Annotated in this window: 16 protein-coding genes; 11 read left to right on the forward strand and 5 right to left on the reverse strand. The window is 64.1% G+C overall.

Annotation, left to right across the window (positions count from 1 at the left end; genetic code table 11):
* The first annotated feature begins 218 nt into the window (after positions 1-218).
* Positions 219-941: a winged helix-turn-helix domain-containing protein gene (locus ACL9RJ_RS31835; RefSeq protein WP_177088127.1), complete on the forward strand. Its 723-nt coding sequence runs from the start codon at positions 219-221 to the stop codon at positions 939-941.
* Positions 938-2,545 (forward strand): ATP-binding protein, encoded by a 1,608-nt coding sequence (locus ACL9RJ_RS31840; protein WP_017124018.1) that lies wholly within the window; start codon positions 938-940, stop codon positions 2,543-2,545. Before ACL9RJ_RS31835 ends, ACL9RJ_RS31840 begins: the two co-directional genes overlap by 4 nt.
* A 10-nt stretch (positions 2,546-2,555) precedes the next feature.
* On the opposite strand, the gene ACL9RJ_RS31845 is transcribed toward ACL9RJ_RS31840, so the two are convergent.
* Complete coding sequence (locus ACL9RJ_RS31845) at positions 2,556-3,281, reverse strand: 4'-phosphopantetheinyl transferase family protein (RefSeq protein WP_042934499.1); 726 nt, start codon at positions 3,279-3,281, stop codon at positions 2,556-2,558.
* A gap of 223 nt (positions 3,282-3,504) precedes the next feature.
* On the opposite strand from ACL9RJ_RS31845, the gene ACL9RJ_RS31850 reads away from it, so the two are divergent.
* A complete protein-coding gene (locus tag ACL9RJ_RS31850; RefSeq protein WP_017124016.1) occupies positions 3,505-4,182 on the forward strand; it encodes a response regulator in 678 nt (225 codons plus the stop codon).
* Positions 4,179-5,528: an ATP-binding protein gene (locus tag ACL9RJ_RS31855; RefSeq protein WP_017124015.1), complete on the forward strand. Its 1,350-nt coding sequence runs from the start codon at positions 4,179-4,181 to the stop codon at positions 5,526-5,528. Before ACL9RJ_RS31850 ends, ACL9RJ_RS31855 begins: the two co-directional genes overlap by 4 nt.
* Before the next feature lie 4 nt (positions 5,529-5,532).
* Here the strand turns inward: ACL9RJ_RS31855 and ACL9RJ_RS31860 are convergent, their stop codons facing one another.
* Positions 5,533-6,531: an AraC family transcriptional regulator gene (locus tag ACL9RJ_RS31860; protein ID WP_103032549.1), complete on the reverse strand. Its 999-nt coding sequence runs from the start codon at positions 6,529-6,531 to the stop codon at positions 5,533-5,535.
* 333 nt (positions 6,532-6,864) lie between these two features.
* Here ACL9RJ_RS31860 and ACL9RJ_RS31865 point away from each other — a divergent pair, with 333 nt between their 5' ends.
* Positions 6,865-8,196, forward strand: a complete 1,332-nt coding sequence (locus ACL9RJ_RS31865) for a dicarboxylate/amino acid:cation symporter (protein ID WP_017124013.1) — start codon at positions 6,865-6,867, stop codon at positions 8,194-8,196.
* A 163-nt stretch (positions 8,197-8,359) separates the two neighbouring features.
* Positions 8,360-9,541, forward strand: a complete 1,182-nt coding sequence (locus tag ACL9RJ_RS31870) for a CaiB/BaiF CoA transferase family protein (protein ID WP_422765984.1) — start codon at positions 8,360-8,362, stop codon at positions 9,539-9,541.
* A 33-nt stretch (positions 9,542-9,574) separates the two neighbouring features.
* On the opposite strand, the gene ACL9RJ_RS31875 is transcribed toward ACL9RJ_RS31870, so the two are convergent.
* Both ACL9RJ_RS31875 and ACL9RJ_RS31880 read right to left on the reverse strand, forming a co-directional pair.
* On the reverse strand, positions 9,575-10,069 hold the full coding sequence (locus tag ACL9RJ_RS31875) for a SprT family zinc-dependent metalloprotease (RefSeq protein WP_017124011.1): 495 nt from the start codon (positions 10,067-10,069) through the stop codon (positions 9,575-9,577).
* Positions 10,070-10,199: 130 nt separating this feature from the next.
* On the reverse strand, positions 10,200-10,802 hold the full coding sequence (locus tag ACL9RJ_RS31880; RefSeq protein WP_017124010.1) for a Yip1 family protein: 603 nt from the start codon (positions 10,800-10,802) through the stop codon (positions 10,200-10,202).
* A 302-nt stretch (positions 10,803-11,104) separates the two neighbouring features.
* Between ACL9RJ_RS31880 and ttcA the strand changes: the two genes are divergently transcribed.
* Positions 11,105-11,929, forward strand: a complete 825-nt coding sequence (ttcA, locus tag ACL9RJ_RS31885) for a tRNA 2-thiocytidine(32) synthetase TtcA (protein ID WP_017124009.1) — start codon at positions 11,105-11,107, stop codon at positions 11,927-11,929.
* 10 nt (positions 11,930-11,939) lie between these two features.
* Positions 11,940-12,611, forward strand: coding sequence for a DNA-3-methyladenine glycosylase I (locus tag ACL9RJ_RS31890; protein WP_017124008.1), 672 nt, complete (start codon positions 11,940-11,942; stop codon positions 12,609-12,611).
* 51 nt (positions 12,612-12,662) lie between these two features.
* Here ACL9RJ_RS31890 and ACL9RJ_RS31895 read toward each other — a convergent pair whose 3' ends face one another.
* The gene (locus ACL9RJ_RS31895) at positions 12,663-13,553 is read right to left on the reverse strand and encodes a LysR substrate-binding domain-containing protein (RefSeq protein WP_177118783.1); all 891 of its coding nucleotides are present in this window, start codon (positions 13,551-13,553) and stop codon (positions 12,663-12,665) included.
* Between the two features lie 142 nt (positions 13,554-13,695).
* Between ACL9RJ_RS31895 and ACL9RJ_RS31900 the strand changes: the two genes are divergently transcribed.
* The 3 genes from ACL9RJ_RS31900 to ACL9RJ_RS31910 all read left to right on the forward strand — a co-directional run bounded on the left by ACL9RJ_RS31900 (position 13,696) and on the right by ACL9RJ_RS31910 (position 18,093).
* The gene (locus ACL9RJ_RS31900; RefSeq protein WP_422765985.1) at positions 13,696-15,333 is read left to right on the forward strand and encodes a 5-guanidino-2-oxopentanoate decarboxylase; all 1,638 of its coding nucleotides are present in this window, start codon (positions 13,696-13,698) and stop codon (positions 15,331-15,333) included.
* Positions 15,333-16,781, forward strand: coding sequence for an aldehyde dehydrogenase family protein (locus tag ACL9RJ_RS31905; RefSeq protein ID WP_422765986.1), 1,449 nt, complete (start codon positions 15,333-15,335; stop codon positions 16,779-16,781). Before ACL9RJ_RS31900 ends, ACL9RJ_RS31905 begins: the two co-directional genes overlap by 1 nt.
* 208 nt (positions 16,782-16,989) lie before the next feature.
* On the forward strand, positions 16,990-18,093 hold the full coding sequence (locus ACL9RJ_RS31910) for an ABC transporter substrate-binding protein (RefSeq protein ID WP_017124004.1): 1,104 nt from the start codon (positions 16,990-16,992) through the stop codon (positions 18,091-18,093).
* The last annotated feature ends 165 nt before the right edge of the window (positions 18,094-18,258 follow it).

The raw sequence follows: 18,258 nt of genomic DNA on the forward strand, positions 1-18,258 counted from the left end.
TCACTGTTTTTTACCGCCCGGACAGGGCCGGGACGGATTTTTGCGGGCGCGAACCCTATCACAGAAAATACCCATCACCGAGTGCAAATCCTGGCGTGTGTGCTATTGCCGCACCGTTGCTACAATCGGCCGATCGCATGCTTTCACTCTCCGCTCCCATCATGACAAAAAGACGAGCGGACCCTTTCCCAACCGAGATTTGCAAGCAGAGGTAATCCGTGGAGCAAGAGGCCTGGCAGGTATTGATAGTCGAGGATGACGAGCGTCTGGCCGAGCTGACCCGCGAGTACCTTGAAGGCAATGGCCTGCGGGTCTCCATCGAAGGCAACGGCGCCCTGGCGGCCGAGCGGATCGTGCGCGAGCAGCCGGACCTGGTGATCCTCGACCTGATGCTTCCCGGCGAGGATGGCCTGAGTATCTGCCGCAAGGTCCGCGATGCGTATGACGGCGTGATCCTGATGCTCACGGCGCGCACCGATGACCTCGATCAGATCCAGGGCCTGGACCTGGGCGCCGACGACTATGTGTGCAAACCCGTGCGTCCGCGCCTGCTGCTGGCGCGCATCCAGGCCTTGCTGCGGCGCAGCGAGCCGGTTGACGTCGCCCCCCAGCAGGTACGGCGCCTGCAGTTCGGACCGTTGGTGATCGATGAGGCCTTGCGCGAAGCCTGGCTGAACGAGGCGGGTATCGAGCTGACCAGCGCCGAATTCGACCTGCTCTGGCTGCTGGTGGCCAACGCCGGGCGGATTCTCTCCCGGGAAGAGATCTTCACTGCCCTGCGGGGGATCGGCTATGACGGCCAGGACCGCTCCATCGATGTGCGCATCTCGCGCATCCGCCCGAAGATCGGCGACGACCCCGAGCATCCGCGGCTGATCAAGACCATTCGCAGCAAGGGCTACCTGTTCGTGCCCGAAGCGGCGGCAGACCTGGCGCCGTGAATTCGATCTTCCTGCGCATCTACGGTGGCATGTGCGCCGCCCTGGTGCTGGTGGCATTGCTCGGGGTGCTGGCGCTGCACCTGCTCAACGAAGTGCGTGGCGAGCAGTACCGCGAGCGGTTGGCCCACGGTACTTTTTCGCTGATGGCCGACAACCTGCAACCCATGGCCGATATCGAGCGGCGCCGGGCCCTGGCGGTCTGGGAGCGGCTGCTGGGGATTCCGCTGTCGCTGCAATCGATCGGCGAGGCCCACCTCGACCTCGGCCAGCGGACCCGGGTGCTGCGGGGCCAGGCCCTGGTGGTCCAGAGCGGACCCTATGCGGCGCGGGTCTACCGCCTGGTCAGTGACGAGCAGCAGTTGCTGTTGGCCGGGGATGTCCAGCAGATCAGCGAACAGCTGGCGCGGGCGACCATCTACCTGCTGGCCGATGAGCTGGTGCGTTATCCGGTGGCCGAGCAGCCGGCCCGGCTGGCCGCGCTGAAACATGACAAGGGCTTCGGTTTCGACATGCGCCTGGTCACCCTCGAACAGGCCGACATGGACGAGGACCAGCGGCGGCGTATCACCGAAGGCGATACGGTCATGGCGCTGGGCAAGGGCGGCGACTCGATCCGGGTGTTTGCCGGCGTGGCGGGAACCCCCTGGGTCCTGGAAATCGGTCCGCTGTACCAGATGAACCCGTATCCGCCCCAGTGGCTGGTGCTGATCGCCGTGCTGGGACTGAGCCTGATCGGCCTGATCGTCTACCTGCTGGTCCGTCAGTTGGAGCGCCGCCTGCGAGGCCTGGCCTCGGCTGCCACGCGGCTCGCCCAGGGCAGCCTGGAGACGCGGGTGCCGGCCGGTGGGGCGGACTCCATCGGACGCCTGGCCGGTGCCTTCAATGACATGGCCGAGCACTTGCAGCGCTCCTTGATGATCCAGCGCGAACTGGTGCGGGCGGTGTCCCATGAGCTGCGCACACCGGTTGCACGCCTGCGTTTCGGCCTGGAGATGATCGGCGACGCGACCACCGCGCAGGCCCGCGCCAAATACATGGAAGGCATGGACAACGATATCCAGGACCTCGACCGCCTGGTGGACGAGATGCTGACCTATGCGCGGCTGGAGCAGGGTTCTCCGGCGTTGAACTTCCAGCGGATCGATCTCGATGCCCTGGTCAACCAGGTGATCGGCGAACTGGCACCGCTGCGGGCGGATGTGCGGGTTTCGCGGGGTATCTGCCTGTCGGCGGCCGATTGTGACGATGCCTGGGTCGAGGCGGAGCCGCGTTACCTGCATCGAGCCTTGCAGAACCTGGTGAGCAACGCCATGCGCCATGCCCAGTCGCACGTGACCATCAGTTATCAGGTCGGCCAGTTGCGCTGTCGGGTGGATGTCGAGGATGACGGTCCCGGCGTACCGGAAAGTGCCTGGGAACGCATCTTCACGCCGTTCATGCGCCTGGACGACAGCCGTACGCGGGCTTCGGGCGGCCATGGCCTGGGGCTGTCCATCGTGCGACGGATCATTCATTGGCACGACGGTCGTGCCCTGATCGGCAAGAGCAAGAGCCTGGGCGGAGCCTGCTTCAGCCTCAGTTGGCCGCGCCACCAGGAGAAGTAGGCGGCGGGTCTCAGGCCGGGATACTGACCAGGCTCAGCAGGTGCCCGTCCTGGAGCGCGAACTGCGCCTGCAGCTCGACGCCCTGGCACCATTCGCCGGACAGGTCGGTCAGCAGGCGCAGGCGCACATGGCCTTGCTCGTCCCATTCCAGTACTTCGGCGTGCTCGAAATAGAAGCGTTTGTGCACCAGCGGGTAGAGCGCCTTGAACAGGCTTTCCTTGACGGAAAAGGTCAGGGTCACCAGCAGGGCGATCTGCTGCGCGGGAGTCGCGGCCATGCGCTGCAGTTCGCCAGGGGTGAGGATTTCCCCCGCCAGGCGTTCGGCGCGCTCGTGGGACAGCAGGTTTTCCAGGTCCATCCCCAGGCCGCGCCAGTGTCGCTTGTCGGCGACGATGGCAGCCGCGCGACCGCTGCTGTGGGTGATCGAACCGCAGGCATGACCGGGCCAGATGGGGGCGCGGTCTTCGCCGATCGGCGGCACGCAGTCGGTGCCGTCCAGTTGCAACAGGGCGGCGCGGGCACAGAGGCGTCCGGCGAGAAATTCGGCCTGGCGCTTGGCCACCGAGCGCTGGATGCTCGCCGGTGCTTCTATCCGGCTGCGCTGGAAGTCGTCCGCGGCCAGGTGGCCCGGGTTGAAGTGGGTGCCGAGCAGCACGCTGTGAGGCACGGCCAGCGGTAGTGGCCAATGTTCGTCGAGCGGTGTGCAGCAGGCGGGAAGAGCGGGGAGCGGGTTCATACCGGGCATTTTGCCGGGTCCGGCCCGGGCTGGGTAGGGGCCAATCCGATTCAGGTCCGGTTCAGCCTGTGTTCAGGGGGAGTTCAGGGCCACTTGGGTACTCTGTATCGGTGATGATGCGCCGGGTCTGCAGCCGCTGGTTTGCCGTATCTTTTACGAAACACTTTGGCCGAACTGAGTTACCGTTATCGGTGAGGCGATGCCCGGATCGTTGGAGAGCGTTATGAAGTTGCTGGTGGTAGAAGATGAGGCGCTGTTGCGCCATCACTTGCAGACCCGATTGACCGACAGTGGCCATGTGGTCGAGTCGGTCGGCAATGCCGAAGAGGCGTTGTACCAGACCGAACAGTTCAACCATGACCTGGCGGTGATCGACCTTGGCCTGCCGGGAATGGGCGGCCTGGACCTGATCCGCCAGTTGCGTGCGCGCGGCAAGGTGTTCCCGATCCTGATCCTGACCGCCCGCGGCAACTGGCAGGACAAGGTCGAGGGCCTGGCCGCCGGCGCCGACGACTATGTGGTCAAGCCTTTCCAGTTCGAGGAACTGGAGGCCCGGATGAATGCCCTGCTGCGTCGTTCCAGCGGCTTCACCCAATCGACGATCACCGCCGGGCCGCTGCTGCTGGACCTCAATCGCAAGCAGGCGTCCCTCGAGGACCAGCCCCTGGCCCTGACCGCCTACGAATACCGGATCCTCGAATACCTGATGCGCCATCACCAGCAGGTGGTCGCCAAGGACCGCCTGATGGAGCAGCTGTACCCGGACGACGACGAGCGTGATCCGAACGTGATCGAAGTGCTGGTCGGACGCCTGCGGCGCAAGCTGGAAGGTCCGGTGGGCTTCAAGCCGATCGATACCGTGCGTGGCCTGGGCTATCTGTTCAACGAGCGCTGCCGGTGATTCGTTCGCTACGGGTGCGGCTGATGCTGGCCGCCACGACCCTGGCGATTCTATTCATGCTGGCGCTGTTGCCGGCGATGCAGGGGGCTTTCAGCCTGGCATTGCAGGACTCCATCGAGCAGCGCCTGGCCTCGGATGTCACCACGCTGATTTCCGCGGCGCGGGTGGACAACAAGAAGCAGCTGCAGATGCCCGAGCTGTTGCCCGACGAACAGTTCAACCTGCCGGACAGTCGCCTGCTCGGCTACATCTTCGACCGCGACGGTCGGCTGGTCTGGCGCTCACGGGCCACCCAGGAAGAAAACATCAACTACAAGCCGCGTTATGACGGGCGCGGCAACGAGTTCGCGAAGATTCGCGAGGACAATGGCCACGAATTCTTTGTCTATGATGTCGAGGTCAAGCTGCTCGGTGGCAAGAGCGCGGCCTACAGTTTTGTCGCCCTGCAACCGATGCGCGAATACAAGATGACCCTCGCCGGTTTGCGCGAGAAGCTCTACCTGGGCTTCGGCGCGGCGCTGTCGGTGCTGTTGGCGTTGCTCTGGATCGGCCTGACCTGGGGCTTGCGGGCACTGCGGCGCCTGAGCCAGGAGCTGGACCAGATTGAAAGCGGCGAACTGCAGAGCCTCAGTGAAGAGCACCCGCGCGAACTGCTGCGCCTGACCGGTTCCCTCAACCGCCTGCTGCACAGCGAGCGCGAGCAGCGCAGCCGCTACCGCGACTCCCTGGATGACCTGGCCCACAGCCTGAAGACCCCGCTGGCGGTCTTGCAGGGCGTTAGCGAAGGCATGGCCCAGCGCCCGCAGGATCGCGACCAGGCGTGGATCCTGCAAAGCCAGATCGAACGCATGAACCAGCAGATCAGCTACCAGTTGCAGCGTGCCAGCCTGCGCAAGAGCGGCCTGGTCCGGCACCAGGTCGAGTTGCGGCCGGTACTCGAAAGCCTGTGCAACACCCTGGACAAGGTCTATCGCGACAAGCAGGTCCGGGTGGACATCGATGTGCCCGAGTTCAGCCATGTGCCGATCGAGCAGGGCGCCTTGCTGGAATTGCTCGGGAACCTGCTGGAAAACGCCTATCGCTTGTGCCTGAGCCAGATCCGCATCAGCCTGCGGCGTGGCTTGCAGGGCATCGAAGTGTATGTCGAGGATGACGGCCCCGGCGTTCCTCCGGACCAGCGCGCACGGATTCTCAAGCGCGGCGAGCGCCTGGACCGCCAGCATCCCGGGCAGGGCATCGGCCTGGCGGTGGTCAAGGACATCATCGAAAGCTACGACGCCGAACTGACCCTGGGCGATTCATCCCTGGGCGGCGCGTCGTTCCGTATCCACTTCCCTGCGCTTTGACGCCCTACGACTCCCGGGCACGATAGGCGCCCGGGGTCAGTCCGGTCCACTTCTTGAACGCCCGGTGGAACGCCGAAGGTTCGGAAAAGCCCAACTGCTCGGCGATCTGTTGCAATGACAGCTCGCTGCGTCCCAGGTGGTAGATGGCGATATCCCGCCGCAGCTGATCCTTGAGTTCCTGGAAGCTCGTGCCTTCCTCGCGCAGATGCCGGCGCAGGGTCTGTGCGCTGATGTGCAGGTGCTGGGCCACGGCGTCCAGGTCGGGCCAGCGACTGGCGTCGCGGCTGAGCAGGCGGCGCAACTGGCTGCTCAGGCTGTCGCCGTCGTCGGGGCGGGCCAGCAGGTCGGCCGGGGCCCGGCCGAGAAACTGCTTGAGAGTCCGCTCATCCTGCAACAACGGCATGCCCAGGTAGCGGCTGGCGAACAGCAGGCTGGTGTGCGTCGCCGAAAATTCCAGGGTGCAGGGAAACAGCAGGTCGTACTCGTTGGCGTGTTCGGGGCGCGGGTACTCGAACGTGGCCTGTTCCAGGCGGATGCGCTGGCCGATCAACCAGCTTCCGAGGCGATGCCAGATCACCAGCAGGCATTCACAGAGAAAATGATCCGGGTCCCACAGGTTCGAGGTATCGAGGATCAGGCGGGCCTTGTCGCCTTCGCGGACCAGGCTCAGGCGCGGCGCGTCGGGAAACAGCCCGTAGAACAGCAACCCGCGGTTCAAGGCCTTTTCCAGGTTGGTGCAATGGATCAGCGAGTGGCACATCATGGCGAATGTGCCACGCTGGCAGCGGCTCTGGCCGAAGCCCAGGTACTCGTCGTCCAGTTCCAGCCACAGGCCTTGCAGCAGTTGGGTGAACTGTTCGGGCGCCAGGCGCGCCTTCGGTTCGCTCAAGAGTTCGGGAGCGATCCCCAGCCGTTGCAGCAGGCCCGAACAGGCGTGACCCCGCCGCCGCGCGCCTTCCAGGGCGGCGTGGGCAAAATGGCTGGCGATGCTGCGTTCTCGCATGGGGCAGTCCCGTCCGTTGAATGGCGGATCTTAGCCAGGGATGTCCGCCATGAACAAGGCGGATATCCGCCAATATCGACGGCTGTCGGTGGTGGAAGGGCGGAAATCCGCCATCTATGCTGTAAGTGCTGGCTGACAGAAAATCCGTGAAGGGCTGATGGCTAAAGGCTTTGTCGGAGTTTTCCGAAAGTGGCACGGGCTTTGCGATAGGCGAGAGGTCTGCCCCACGCAGTTCGACAAACAACAAATCCCTCCAGCGCAGGAGGGTTCGTGCTTCAGGTTGTGCATCTGTCAGATGGATGACAGCTGTGTGATCTCTTGAGGAACTTTGCAATGACGACTCGTCAGCCACTGTACAAATCCCTGTATTTCCAGGTAGTCGTAGCGATCGCTATCGGCATCCTGCTCGGCCACTTCTACCCACAGACCGGCGTGGCCCTCAAGCCACTGGGTGACGGCTTCATCAAGCTGATCAAGATGGTCATCGCCCCGATCATTTTCTGCACCGTGGTCAGCGGCATCGCTGGCATGCAAAGCATGAAATCGGTCGGCAAGACCGGCGGCTACGCCCTGCTGTACTTCGAAATCGTCTCGACCATCGCGCTGCTGATCGGTCTGGTCGTGGTCAACGTGATCCAGCCGGGCAACGGCATGCACATCGACGTCGCCACCCTGGATGCCTCGAAAGTCGCTGCCTACGTTTCCGCTGGCGCAGACCAGAGCATCGTCGGCTTCATCTTGAACGTGATCCCGGCCACCATCGTCGGCGCGTTCGCCAACGGCGACATCCTGCAAGTGCTGATGTTCTCGGTGATCTTCGGTTTCGCCCTGCATCGCCTGGGTGCCTACGGCAAGCCGGTGCTGGACTTCATCGATCGTTTCGCCCACGTGATGTTCAACATCATCAACATGATCATGAAACTGGCGCCACTGGGTGCGCTGGGTGCCATGGCCTTCACCATCGGTGCCTACGGCGTGGGTTCCCTGGTGCAACTCGGCCAGCTGATGATCTGCTTCTACATCACCTGCATCCTGTTCGTGGTGGTCGTGCTGGGCGCCATCTGCCGCGCACACGGCTTCAGCGTCCTGAAGCTGGTTCGCTACATCCGTGAAGAGCTGCTGATCGTACTGGGTACTTCCTCGTCGGAATCGGCCCTGCCACGCATGCTGATCAAGATGGAGCGCCTGGGTGCGAAGAAGTCGGTAGTCGGCCTGGTGATTCCAACCGGTTACTCCTTCAACCTCGACGGCACCTCGATCTACCTGACCATGGCGGCCGTGTTCATCGCCCAGGCGACCGACACCCACATGGACATCACCCACCAGATCACCCTGCTGCTGGTGCTGCTGCTGTCCTCCAAGGGCGCTGCGGGCGTGACCGGTAGTGGTTTCATCGTTCTGGCCGCCACCCTGTCCGCTGTCGGCCACCTGCCGGTTGCCGGCCTGGCGCTGATCCTCGGTATCGACCGCTTCATGTCCGAAGCGCGCGCGCTGACCAACCTGGTCGGTAACGCCGTGGCGACCGTGGTCGTGGCCAAGTGGGTCAAGGAGCTGGACGAAGACAAGCTGCACGCGGAACTGGCTTCCGGCGGTCGCGGCATTGAAGACGAGCGTGTACTGGACGACCTGGGCGTGGCCGAAGGCCAGGCGCCAAGCGTCAAGTAAGATCGCCTGCTGAATGAAAAAACCCATCTTCGGATGGGTTTTTTCATGCCTGCGCAAAATGTCCGCTGAGCGTTTGCGTCAGGACCGCCGAGCGTTGCGGTGATTGCCGCCCGGCGATGGGCTGCCTACTCTGGAACTCATCGACCTGGATTACGGAGCGCCCATGCAAGGTCCGCTGGCATCATTGAAGGTTCTGGATTTCTCGACATTGCTCCCGGGGCCGTTCGCCTCGTTGCTGCTGGCGGACATGGGCGCCGAAGTGCTGCGTATCGAATCGCCCAGCCGCCTGGACCTGCTGCGGGTGCTGCCGCCCCATGACCAGGGCACTTCCGCCGCCCATGCCTACCTCAATCGCAACAAGCGCAGCCTGGCCCTGGACCTGAAGCAGCCCGAGGCCGTGGCGATCGTGCATCAACTGGTGCGCGAGTACGACATCCTGCTGGAGCAGTTCCGTCCCGGGGTCATGGACCGGTTGGGCCTGGGTTATGAAACCCTGAAGACCATCAATCCACGCCTGATCCATGTGGCGATCACCGGCTACGGCCAGACCGGCCCCTACCGCGACCGCGCCGGGCATGACCTCAACTACCTGGCGCTGTCGGGGCTGGCCAGCTACACCGGGCGCCAGGACGCCGGGCCGTTGCCGCTGGCCATGCAGGTGGCGGATGTGGCGGGAGGCTCGCTGCACGGGGTGATCGGCCTGCTGGCGGCGGTGATCGCCCGGCAGCAGACGGGGCTCGGGCAATATGTCGACGTCAGCATGACCGATTGCGCGTTCAGCCTGAATGCCTTGTCCGGCGCCGGTTTCCTGGCCTGCGGTATGGAGCCCGGACGCGAGGAGCAGATGCTCAATGGCGGCAGTTTCTATGACTACTACCGCAGTCGCGAGGGTCGCTGGTTTGCCGTGGGCAGCCTGGAGCCGAATTTCATGCGCTCGTTATGTACCGCGCTGGGGCGTCCGGAGTTGATTCACCAGGGCTTGTCCTCGGATCCCGTGCAGCAACGCCAGCTCAAGCAGGAGCTGCAGATAGAGTTCGAAAAGCACGACTACGACGCGCTGTGCGCGTTGTTTGCCGCGACCGATGCCTGTGTCGAACCGGTTCTCGGCCTGGCCGAGGCGGTCGGGCATGCGCAGTTGAAGGCCCGTGAAGTGGTGGTCCAGGTGCCCCGCGGCGATGGCGGCAGCCAGGCGCAGATGGCCTGTCCGCTGAAGTTTTCCGAGGGGCTGCCTGAGCCCCGGCATATCGGCGCACGGCTGAGCGAGCATCGCGAAGAGGTATTGCGAGAGCTGGGCTACAGCCCGGAGCGGATTGCCCAACTGTGCGCCTCGGGTGTGATTGGCTGAGCACGATTGCAGGCGCTGGTGTACGTCCCCGGCTTACTCGGTGCGGGTCTCGCCGGTGAACACCAGCGTATGTCGGCAACGCCGGCACAGGTAGCGTCGGCCCTGGCTCACCAGTCGATGGCGCTGGGCCGAGAACGGGAAGTCGCTGTCGGCACAGGGGCAGCGATAGATATAGCGTGTCACGTTGCGCCGCTGGACTTCATAGGTATGGCAACGGTTGGGCGGCAGTTCATAGACCCCGCGCATGATCAGTTGCCATTCCTCGCCATGGGGCTGGATGCGTTCGCCGAACAGTTGGTGGGCGATCAGGTGCGCGACTTCGTGAGGCACGGTCTGGCGCAGGAAGTCTTCGCTGTTCTCCCGGTACAGTTGCGGATTGAAGCGCAGCAGGTTTTCGTGCAGGTGCGCGACACCGGCTTTCTGGCCGCGCAGCTTGAGGCTGACGATCGGGCGTTTGAAAGGTCGTTTGAAAAAGGATTCGGCTTGTTGGAAACAGTCTTCGACGCGGGTGTTGAGTTGCTCGGGCATGCTGTACGTCTCTCCAGAGACGTCGAGTATGCCGCAAACCCCGGCGATTCCGAATCCGTCAGGCGCCGAATGGTCATGCCGGAATAAAGAGGCCGCCTTGCGGCGGCCCGTGTCGGCAGGTTTCTGGTTATCAGTTGGTGTAGACCGGGCCGACTCCCAGGCCCCAGACGATCACGGTGAAGGCCATGATCGCCACCAGTACGACCAGCCCAACGGCCAGTACCGAACTGGAGAACAGGAAACCTTCATCCGAAGGTATGTTCATGAACGTCGGCAAGCCGACATACAGCAGGTAGACGGTGTAGCAGATGGCGGCCGTGCCGACGATCATGCCCAGCCACATATGCGGATAGAGCGCCGCCAGGCCGCCGACGAACAGGGGCGTGGCGGTGTAGGTGGCGAAGGCCACGCAGCGCGCCAGGCTGGGGTTGGCATCGTAGGTGCGGGCCATCCAGTGAATGAAGGCACCCATCACCGCCACACCGCCGAGCATGGCGATATAGGACATGAGGGTCATCCAGATCGCGCTTTCCTGGGTCAGCATGACCGGCGCCCGGTTGCCGATGACCCAGCCGACCTGTGTGGTGCCGATAAAGGCTGAAACCGCCGGGATCGCGGCAAGGATCAGGGTGTGGGTGAGGTACATGTGGCCGATGCTTTCCTCGGCGTCGCCACGGATTTCCCGCCATTCCTGATCAGGGTGTGTGAACAGTCCCACGACGTGATGGATCATGTCAGTCACTCCTTTTGTTATTACCGTCGCCCCCCAGCGGAGCGCCTACCGGCCAAGAGGCCAAAGTAATCAGAGGTCTGGATATGTCTGCGACCTTATGTCGCAGTATAGAGAGCGCTGAGGCCAATAAATCCGGGGCTTTAGAGCAAATCGCACTGTCGGTTGCGATTGTAATCGCGTTGTAGCATTTGCATCGGGCTGCAGCCGACAAGGCCCGCTCCCGCAGCACAGAGTCTTCGCCCGCGGCAGGTTTATGCGTAAAATAGCCGCCTTTTCGACACACCTCGCGGATTTCAAGGGCTATGGGCACTCTTTCGGTCAATCAGAACAAACTGCAGAAACGCCTTCGCCGGCAGGCGGGGGAGGCGGTCGCCGACTTCAACATGATCGAGGACGGTGACAAGGTCATGGTCTGCCTGTCCGGCGGCAAGGACAGCTACACCATGCTCGACGTTCTGATGCACCTGCAGAAAGTGGCGCCGATCAAGTTCGACATCGTCGCCGTGAACATGGACCAGAAGCAGCCCGGCTTCCCCGAGCACGTGTTGCCCGCCTACCTGAAAGAGCTGGGTGTGGAATACCACATCGTCGAGAAGGACACCTACTCGGTGGTCAAGGAGCTGGTGCCGGAAGGCAAGACCACCTGCTCGCTGTGCTCGCGCCTGCGCCGTGGCACCCTGTATACCTTCGCCGACGAGATCGGGGCGACCAAGATGGCCCTGGGTCACCACCGTGACGATATCGTCGAGACCTTCTTCCTCAACATGTTCTACAACGGCTCCCTCAAGGCCATGCCGCCCAAGCTGCGGGCCGATGACGGGCGTAACGTGGTGATCCGGCCGCTGGCGTACTGCAGCGAGAAGGACATCCAGGCCTACTCGGACTTCAAGCAGTTCCCGATCATTCCGTGCAACCTCTGCGGTTCCCAGGAAAACCTGCAACGCCAGGTGGTCAAGGAGATGTTGCAGGAGTGGGAGCGCAAGACCCCGGGCCGCACCGAGAGCATTTTCCGCGGCTTGCAGAATGTCATCCCTTCGCAACTGGCTGACCGCAACCTGTTCGATTTCACCAACCTGCGTATCGACGAAACGGCGGCCTCGCGCTTCGTCAATGTCGTGAATCTCTGAAGGAAGCGGCATGCGCGACTACAAATGGCTGCACGAGTACTGCCTGAACCGCTTCGGTTCGGCGGCGGCCCTGGAGGCCGAGCTGCCCGAGCCGTGCACGGCGGCGCAACTGCGTCAGTTCGGTGATGACCGCTATCTGTCGATGATTGCCCTGCGGGTTTTCCGCGCCGGTCTCAAGCACAGCCTGGTGGATGCCAAGTGGCCGGTGTTCGAGCAGGTGTTCTTCGGTTTCGATCCAGAGAAAGTGGTGCTGATGGGCGCCGAACACCTGGAGCGGCTGATGCAGGACGCGCGGATCATCCGCCACCTGGGCAAGCTCAAGAGCGTGCCACGCAATGCGCAGATGGTGCTGGACGTGGCGAAGGAGAAGGGCAGTTTCGGCAACCTGATCGCCGACTGGCCGGTGACCGAGATCACCGGGCTGTGGAAATACCTCGCCAAGCACGGCCATCAACTGGGCGGGCTGTCGGCTCCGCGCCTGCTGCGGATGGTCGGCAAGGATACCTTCGTGCCGAGTTATGACGTGGTGGCGGCGCTCAATGCGCAGAAGATCGTCGACAAGGTGCCGACCAGCCTGCGCGACCTGGCGATTGTCCAGGACGCCTTCAACCAGTGGCATGCCGAGAGCGGACGACCGATGTGCCAGCTGTCGATGATGCTGGCGTTCACCGTCAACCATTGAACATGATCGGCAGGAACCGCTGAGCCGGTTCCTGCCGGTGTTGCCGGCGGCTCAGGGGGCGGATCGCTCCGCCGCCTGCGCTACCAGCCACTCCATCAGTTCTCGCAACTGCGGCGCCGTCCCGGCACGCTCCGGATAGACCAGGTAGTAGGCCTGCCCGGTGCGCACGCGCAAATCGAACGGCATGACCAGCCGCCCGGCACTCAGGTCCTCGCCGATCAACGCCCAATCGCCAATGGCCACGCCAGTGCCCTGGGATGCCACGCTCATCGCCAGGTCCAGGGTGTCGAAATGCTGTCCCTTGCTGATATTGCTGACCCGCGCCCCGGCCATCTTGAGCCAGGCTTCCCAGTCCCGCTGGTCGCGCGTGGGATGCAGGAGCATATGCCGCTCGAGGTCGGCCAGGTTGTTCAAGGGGACCGGGCCATTCATCAGTTGCGGCGAACAAACCGGCGTCAGTTGCTCGTCGAACAGATGGTGATAGGCCACCGAAGGACCCGGCACCGCGCCATAGACCACGGCGGCATCGAACTCTTCCCGACGGAAATCCACGGCGTGCTGCACCGTGGTGGTCAGCTCCACGGGCACGTCCGGGCGCTCCTTCTGCCATTGCAACAGGCGTGGCAGCAGCCAGCGCATCATGCAGGTCGGGGCCTTGAGTTGCAGGGCCTCGCGGCGGGCACCGACCTGATCCACCGCTTCGTCGATCAGGTTGAACACCTGCTGGATCCGTGGAAACAGCTCGCGACCCTGGGCGGTCAGGCTCAGGCCGCGGGCCTGGCGCTGGAACAGCGCATAGCCCAGGTGACTTTCCAGCCCGGCGATCTGCCGGCTCACCGCCCCCTGGGTGATGTGCAGCAGCTCGGCCGCGCGGGTGAAGTTGCAGCACTGGGCGGTGACCAGGAAGGTATGCAGAGCGGGCAGCGGTGGTGGACGTTTCATGGTGGGGCAGCTCAGGCATGACGACAGGACATGCCTAGTATGACTATTTTTGCCTTGTGCCCGCCATTGGCCAAACGCTCCAATAACCCTATCGCCGTGCTTATCGACAGCATGGCTTATACGAACAAGAAGGGTGGAATTGATGGCGACGTGCGGCGAAGTACTGGTCAAGTTACTGGAAGGCTACGGGGTAGAGCAGGTGTTCGGCATTCCCGGTGTGCATACAGTCGAGTTATATCGCGGCCTGGCGTCGTCGAGCATCGAGCACGTCACCCCGCGCCATGAACAGGGCGCCGGCTTCATGGCCGACGGCTATGCCCGTACCAGCGGCAAGCCCGGTGTGTGCTTTATCATCACCGGCCCCGGCATGACCAATATCACCACGGCCATGGGCCAGGCCTATGCCGATTCGATCCCGATGCTGGTGATTTCCAGTGTCCAGTCGCGCAATCAACTGGGCGGCGGACGTGGCAAGCTGCACGAGCTGCCGAACCAGGGCACGCTGGTGGCGGGTGTTGCGGCGTTCTCCCATACGCTGATGTCGGCGGCCGAGCTGCCGGCGGTGCTGGCCCGGGCTTTCGCCCTGTTCCAGGCCGGGCGGCCGCGTCCGGTGCATATCGAGATTCCCCTCGATGTGCTGGTGGAAAACGCCGATGCCTTGCTCGATAGCCAGCCGGTGCGGGTTACCCCGGCCGGCGCTGCCCCCGCGGCGGTCGCGCAAATGGCCGGGCTGCTGGCCAAGGCCCGCCGTCCGCTGATCCTTGCCGGCGGCGGCGCCATCGATGCGGCGGCAGCGCTGACCCGGCTGGCGGAGCGGCTGGAAGCCCCGGTGGCGCTGACCATCAATGCCAAGGGCATGTTGCCGTCGCGTCATCCGTTGCTGATCGGTTCGACCCAGTCCATGGTCGCTACCCGCGCCCTGGTGGCGGATGCCGATGTAGTCCTGGCCATCGGCACGGAACTGGCGGAAACCGACTACGACATCACCTTTGCCGGCGGCTTCGAGATTCCCGGCACCCTGCTGCGTGTCGATATCGACCCGGACCAGACCGTGCGCAACTATCCGCCCAAGGTCGCGCTGGTGTCCGACGCGCGGACAGCGGCCGATGCGCTGCTCGCGGCTGTCGAAGGCCAGGTGCTGGCCGAGCGTCAGGGCGATTGGGGCGCCAAGCGTGCCGCCGGGTTGCGCGCCGACCTGGACGCGCTGTGGGATGCACCGACCCGCGCCCAGACGCAATTCCTCAACACCGTTCTCGACGTGCTGCCCGAGGCGGTGCTGGTGGGTGACTCGACCCAGCCGGTGTATACCGGCAACCTGACCCTGAACCCCGAGCACCCGCGCCGCTGGTTCAACTCGTCCACCGGCTACGGCACCCTCGGCTATGCCCTGCCGGCTGCCATCGGCGCCTGGCTGGGCGGCGCCAGCGACCGCGGGCAGCGGCCGCCAGTGGTGTGCCTGATCGGCGACGGCGGCTTGCAGTTCACCCTGTCGGAACTGGCCTGCGCGGTGGAAGCGCGAACGCCGATCATCGTGCTGCTGTGGAATAACCAGGGCTACGAAGAGATCAAGAAATACATGGTCAATCGCGCCATCACGCCTGTCGGCGTGGATATCTATACCCCGGACTTTATCGGCGTGGCGCGGGCCCTGGGCTGTGCGGCCGAGGCCGTCTCCGGAGTCGAGACCCTGCGTACTGCCCTGGAGCTCGCCGCGGATCGCCAGGGCCCCACCCTGATCGAAGTCGACCAGCGTCTGTGGATGGAAGGAGCGGCCTGGTGATGAAGGCGCAAATGAATCAGGACGGTCTCTACATCGATGGCCAGTGGCGTTCCGGCAGTGAGCAGCTACGGGTGATCAACCCGGCCACCGAGGCGTTGCTCGGCAGTGTTTCCGGCGGTGACGGGCAGGCGGTGGAGCAGGCGGTGAGCGCGGCGAGCCGGGCGTTTGCCGGTTGGTCGGCGACGAGCGGGGCACAGCGTGGCGCCGTGTTGCGCAGGATTGCCGACGGCGTGCGCGAGCGCCGCGAAACCCTGATCCACCTGCAGTCGAGCAACAACGGCAAACCGCTGTTCGAGGCCGCCATCGATGTCGACGATGTGATTGCCACCTTCGAATACTACGCGGGTTTGGCCGAGACGCTCGACGGCCAGCAGGACAAGACGGTCGAGCTGCTCAGCGACGCCTTTGCCGCCCGTGTGCGCCGTGAGCCGTGTGGGGTGGTGGGACTGATCGTGCCGTGGAATTTCCCGATGGTCACCACCGCCTGGAAGCTGGCCCCGGCCCTGGCTGCCGGCTGCTGCGTGGTGCTCAAGCCATCGGAGGTCACGCCGCTGCCGGAACTGGAACTGGCCGCGATCATCGCTGACAGCGGTGTGCCGGCTGGAGTGTTCAACCTGGTCTGCGGCACCGGCCTGGCCGTCGGCGCGCCGTTGGCGGCCGACCCGCGGGTGGCGAAGATTTCCTTTACCGGCAGCAATGCGGTGGGGGTCCAGGTGATGCAGCGGGCAGCGGAAACCGTGAAGGGCGTCAGCCTGGAACTGGGCGGCAAATCCGCGTTGCTGGTGATGGCCGATGCGGATCTCGATCTCGCGGTGGAGCTCGCCAGCGGCGGCGGCTTCTTCAATGCCGGGCAGATGTGTTCGGCCACCAGCCGGGTGCTGGTGGCGGAGGAGATCGCCGATGAGTTCCTGCTGCGCCTGACCGCGCGGGCCAACGCCATTCGCGTGGCGGACCCGTTCGACCCCGAGGTGGAAATGGGCGCGCTGGTCAACCAGGCGCAGTACCAGCGCGTGCTGGGTCATATCGACCGTGGCCTGAGTGTCGGCGCGCGGCTGGTCTGTGGTGGTGGGCGCCCGCCCGAGCTGACACGCGGCTATTTTTTACGGCCGACGATCTTCACTGAAGTGCCCCTGGACAGTGCGTTGTGGCGCGAGGAGATTTTCGGCCCGGTGCTCTGTGTGCGCAGTTTCAGCAGCGAGGCCGAGGCGCTGGCGTTGGCCAACGACAGTGAGTTCGGCCTGGTGGCCAGCGTGGTCAGCAGCCATGACGAAACCGCGCAGCGGGTCGCCAATGCCTTGCAGGCCGGGCTGGTGTGGATCAACGCACCGCAGGTGATTTTCCCGCAGACCGCCTGGGGCGGCTACAAGCAGAGCAGCCTCGGTCGCGAGCTGGGGCCCTGGGGGCTGCAGGCCTTCCAGGAGATCAAGCACGTGATTCGCGCCGTGTAAAACAGGGCGGCGCATGCCTCGAAATGAGGCATGCGCCGGGCGCATGGCTTCAATGACAAACTTTCGATTGTTGCCGGTTCCGGGCGACCTCAGGATGAACCCGCCGACTCAGCTACGACCCACGGTCTACGGGGGCTTCAGCGAGATCGAAGACCGGCGGAACGCGTTGCGACCGACCTCATACCTAAAAGAATAAAGGGAGTCCGAAATGGGCCAGCACGACCTGAACAGAAGGCAGTTCATCAAGACCGTGGGCGTCGCCTCGGTGGCCGCGGCCGCCATGAGCATGCCGTTTATCCGGGCCAATGCCAGCGACACCCGCTTCCAGGGCAAGACCCTGAAGCTGCTGACCTGGTCCGATGACACCGGCCTTGCCGCACTGCGCAATATCGCCGCGACCTTCGAGGCCAAGACCGGCGCCAAGGTCATCGCCGACCGCACCGGCAGTACCTCGGAAATGGTCGCCAAGCTCAAGGCCGGCGGGGATCGTCCGCAGTACGACATCATCACCCTGGCCGGTGTCGGCGCCGAGGGCCTGGCCGCCGCCGGGCTCCTGGAAAAGCCCGACTTGAACCGCATTCCCAACCTGGTCGACGTGCCGGAAAAGTACCGCACCGGGGCCAATGGCCACGGCATCGGCTACCTGCTCTGGTGCAACAGCCTGGTCTACAGCACCCGCACCGTGAAGGAGGCGCCGGACAGCTACGCGGCGCTGTGGGACAAGGACTTCGCCAGCAACCTTTTCCTGCCGCCGCCGAACTGGACCGAGGCCATGGACCTGATCATCATCGCGGCCAAGCTGGCCGGTGGTGACGAGCACAATATCGAGCCGGGCTTCAAGAAGCTCGCCGAGCTCAAGGACCGCGTGGTCACCCTCGGGGAGAACCCCAACCAGATCGCCGAGCTGTTCCGCACCGGCTCGCTGGACCTGGGCGGCCTGTATGCCCCGGCGTTCTTTCCGAAGCAGATCCGCGATCCGGCCTATGGCCTGGGCGCGACGTTCGGCATGAAGGAAGGTTTCTACACCGACCTGATGCTTTCGGTGATGCCGAAGAACCGCCCCGGCGATACCGACCTGGCCTACGCCTTTATCGACCATTCGCTCGACCCGCTGGTACAGGGCAAGATGGCCGAAGACATCTTCAACGGTCCGGTCAACGCCAAGGCGATCATTTCCGCCGAGGCGCGCAAGAGTCCGTACATCCTGACGCCGGAACAGATCGCCGAGAAAGCCATCATGCACGACAACGCCTTCCTGGCGACGGTGCATGACCAGTGGATCCGCCGGTATACGGAAATCTTTTCGTCCTGAAGTGCAGGCGCAGGAGGCTTGAAACTTTCGGGCAGGTCTTGAACCTGTCGCGAAACCTGTGGGAGCCGGCTTGCTGGCGATAGCGGTGTATCAGGCGACAAGGATGTTGGCCGTCAGATCGCCATGGCCAGCAAGCCGGCTCCTGCAAGGACCGTGTCAATCCTG

Source organism: Pseudomonas sp. Mn2068 (assembly GCF_049319725.1).
Lineage (GTDB): Bacteria > Pseudomonadota > Gammaproteobacteria > Pseudomonadales > Pseudomonadaceae > Aquipseudomonas > Aquipseudomonas gingeri.

What these genes read in the sequence shown, in the direction of transcription:
- ACL9RJ_RS31845 (WP_042934499.1), bottom strand. Translation starts at nt 3,281, where the DNA reads ATGAACCCGCTCCCCGCTCTTCCCGCCTGCTGCACACCGCTCGACGAA.
- ACL9RJ_RS31850 (WP_017124016.1), top strand. Translation starts at nt 3,505, where the DNA reads ATGAAGTTGCTGGTGGTAGAAGATGAGGCGCTGTTGCGCCATCACTTG.
- ACL9RJ_RS31860 (WP_103032549.1), bottom strand. Translation starts at nt 6,531, where the DNA reads ATGCGAGAACGCAGCATCGCCAGCCATTTTGCCCACGCCGCCCTGGAA.
- ACL9RJ_RS31865 (WP_017124013.1), top strand. Translation starts at nt 6,865, where the DNA reads ATGACGACTCGTCAGCCACTGTACAAATCCCTGTATTTCCAGGTAGTC.
- ACL9RJ_RS31870 (WP_422765984.1), top strand. Translation starts at nt 8,360, where the DNA reads ATGCAAGGTCCGCTGGCATCATTGAAGGTTCTGGATTTCTCGACATTG.
- ACL9RJ_RS31875 (WP_017124011.1), bottom strand. Translation starts at nt 10,069, where the DNA reads ATGCCCGAGCAACTCAACACCCGCGTCGAAGACTGTTTCCAACAAGCC.
- ACL9RJ_RS31880 (WP_017124010.1), bottom strand. Translation starts at nt 10,802, where the DNA reads ATGATCCATCACGTCGTGGGACTGTTCACACACCCTGATCAGGAATGG.
- ttcA (WP_017124009.1), top strand. Translation starts at nt 11,105, where the DNA reads ATGGGCACTCTTTCGGTCAATCAGAACAAACTGCAGAAACGCCTTCGC.
- ACL9RJ_RS31890 (WP_017124008.1), top strand. Translation starts at nt 11,940, where the DNA reads ATGCGCGACTACAAATGGCTGCACGAGTACTGCCTGAACCGCTTCGGT.
- ACL9RJ_RS31895 (WP_177118783.1), bottom strand. Translation starts at nt 13,553, where the DNA reads ATGAAACGTCCACCACCGCTGCCCGCTCTGCATACCTTCCTGGTCACC.
- ACL9RJ_RS31900 (WP_422765985.1), top strand. Translation starts at nt 13,696, where the DNA reads ATGGCGACGTGCGGCGAAGTACTGGTCAAGTTACTGGAAGGCTACGGG.
- ACL9RJ_RS31905 (WP_422765986.1), top strand. Translation starts at nt 15,333, where the DNA reads ATGAAGGCGCAAATGAATCAGGACGGTCTCTACATCGATGGCCAGTGG.
- ACL9RJ_RS31910 (WP_017124004.1), top strand. Translation starts at nt 16,990, where the DNA reads ATGGGCCAGCACGACCTGAACAGAAGGCAGTTCATCAAGACCGTGGGC.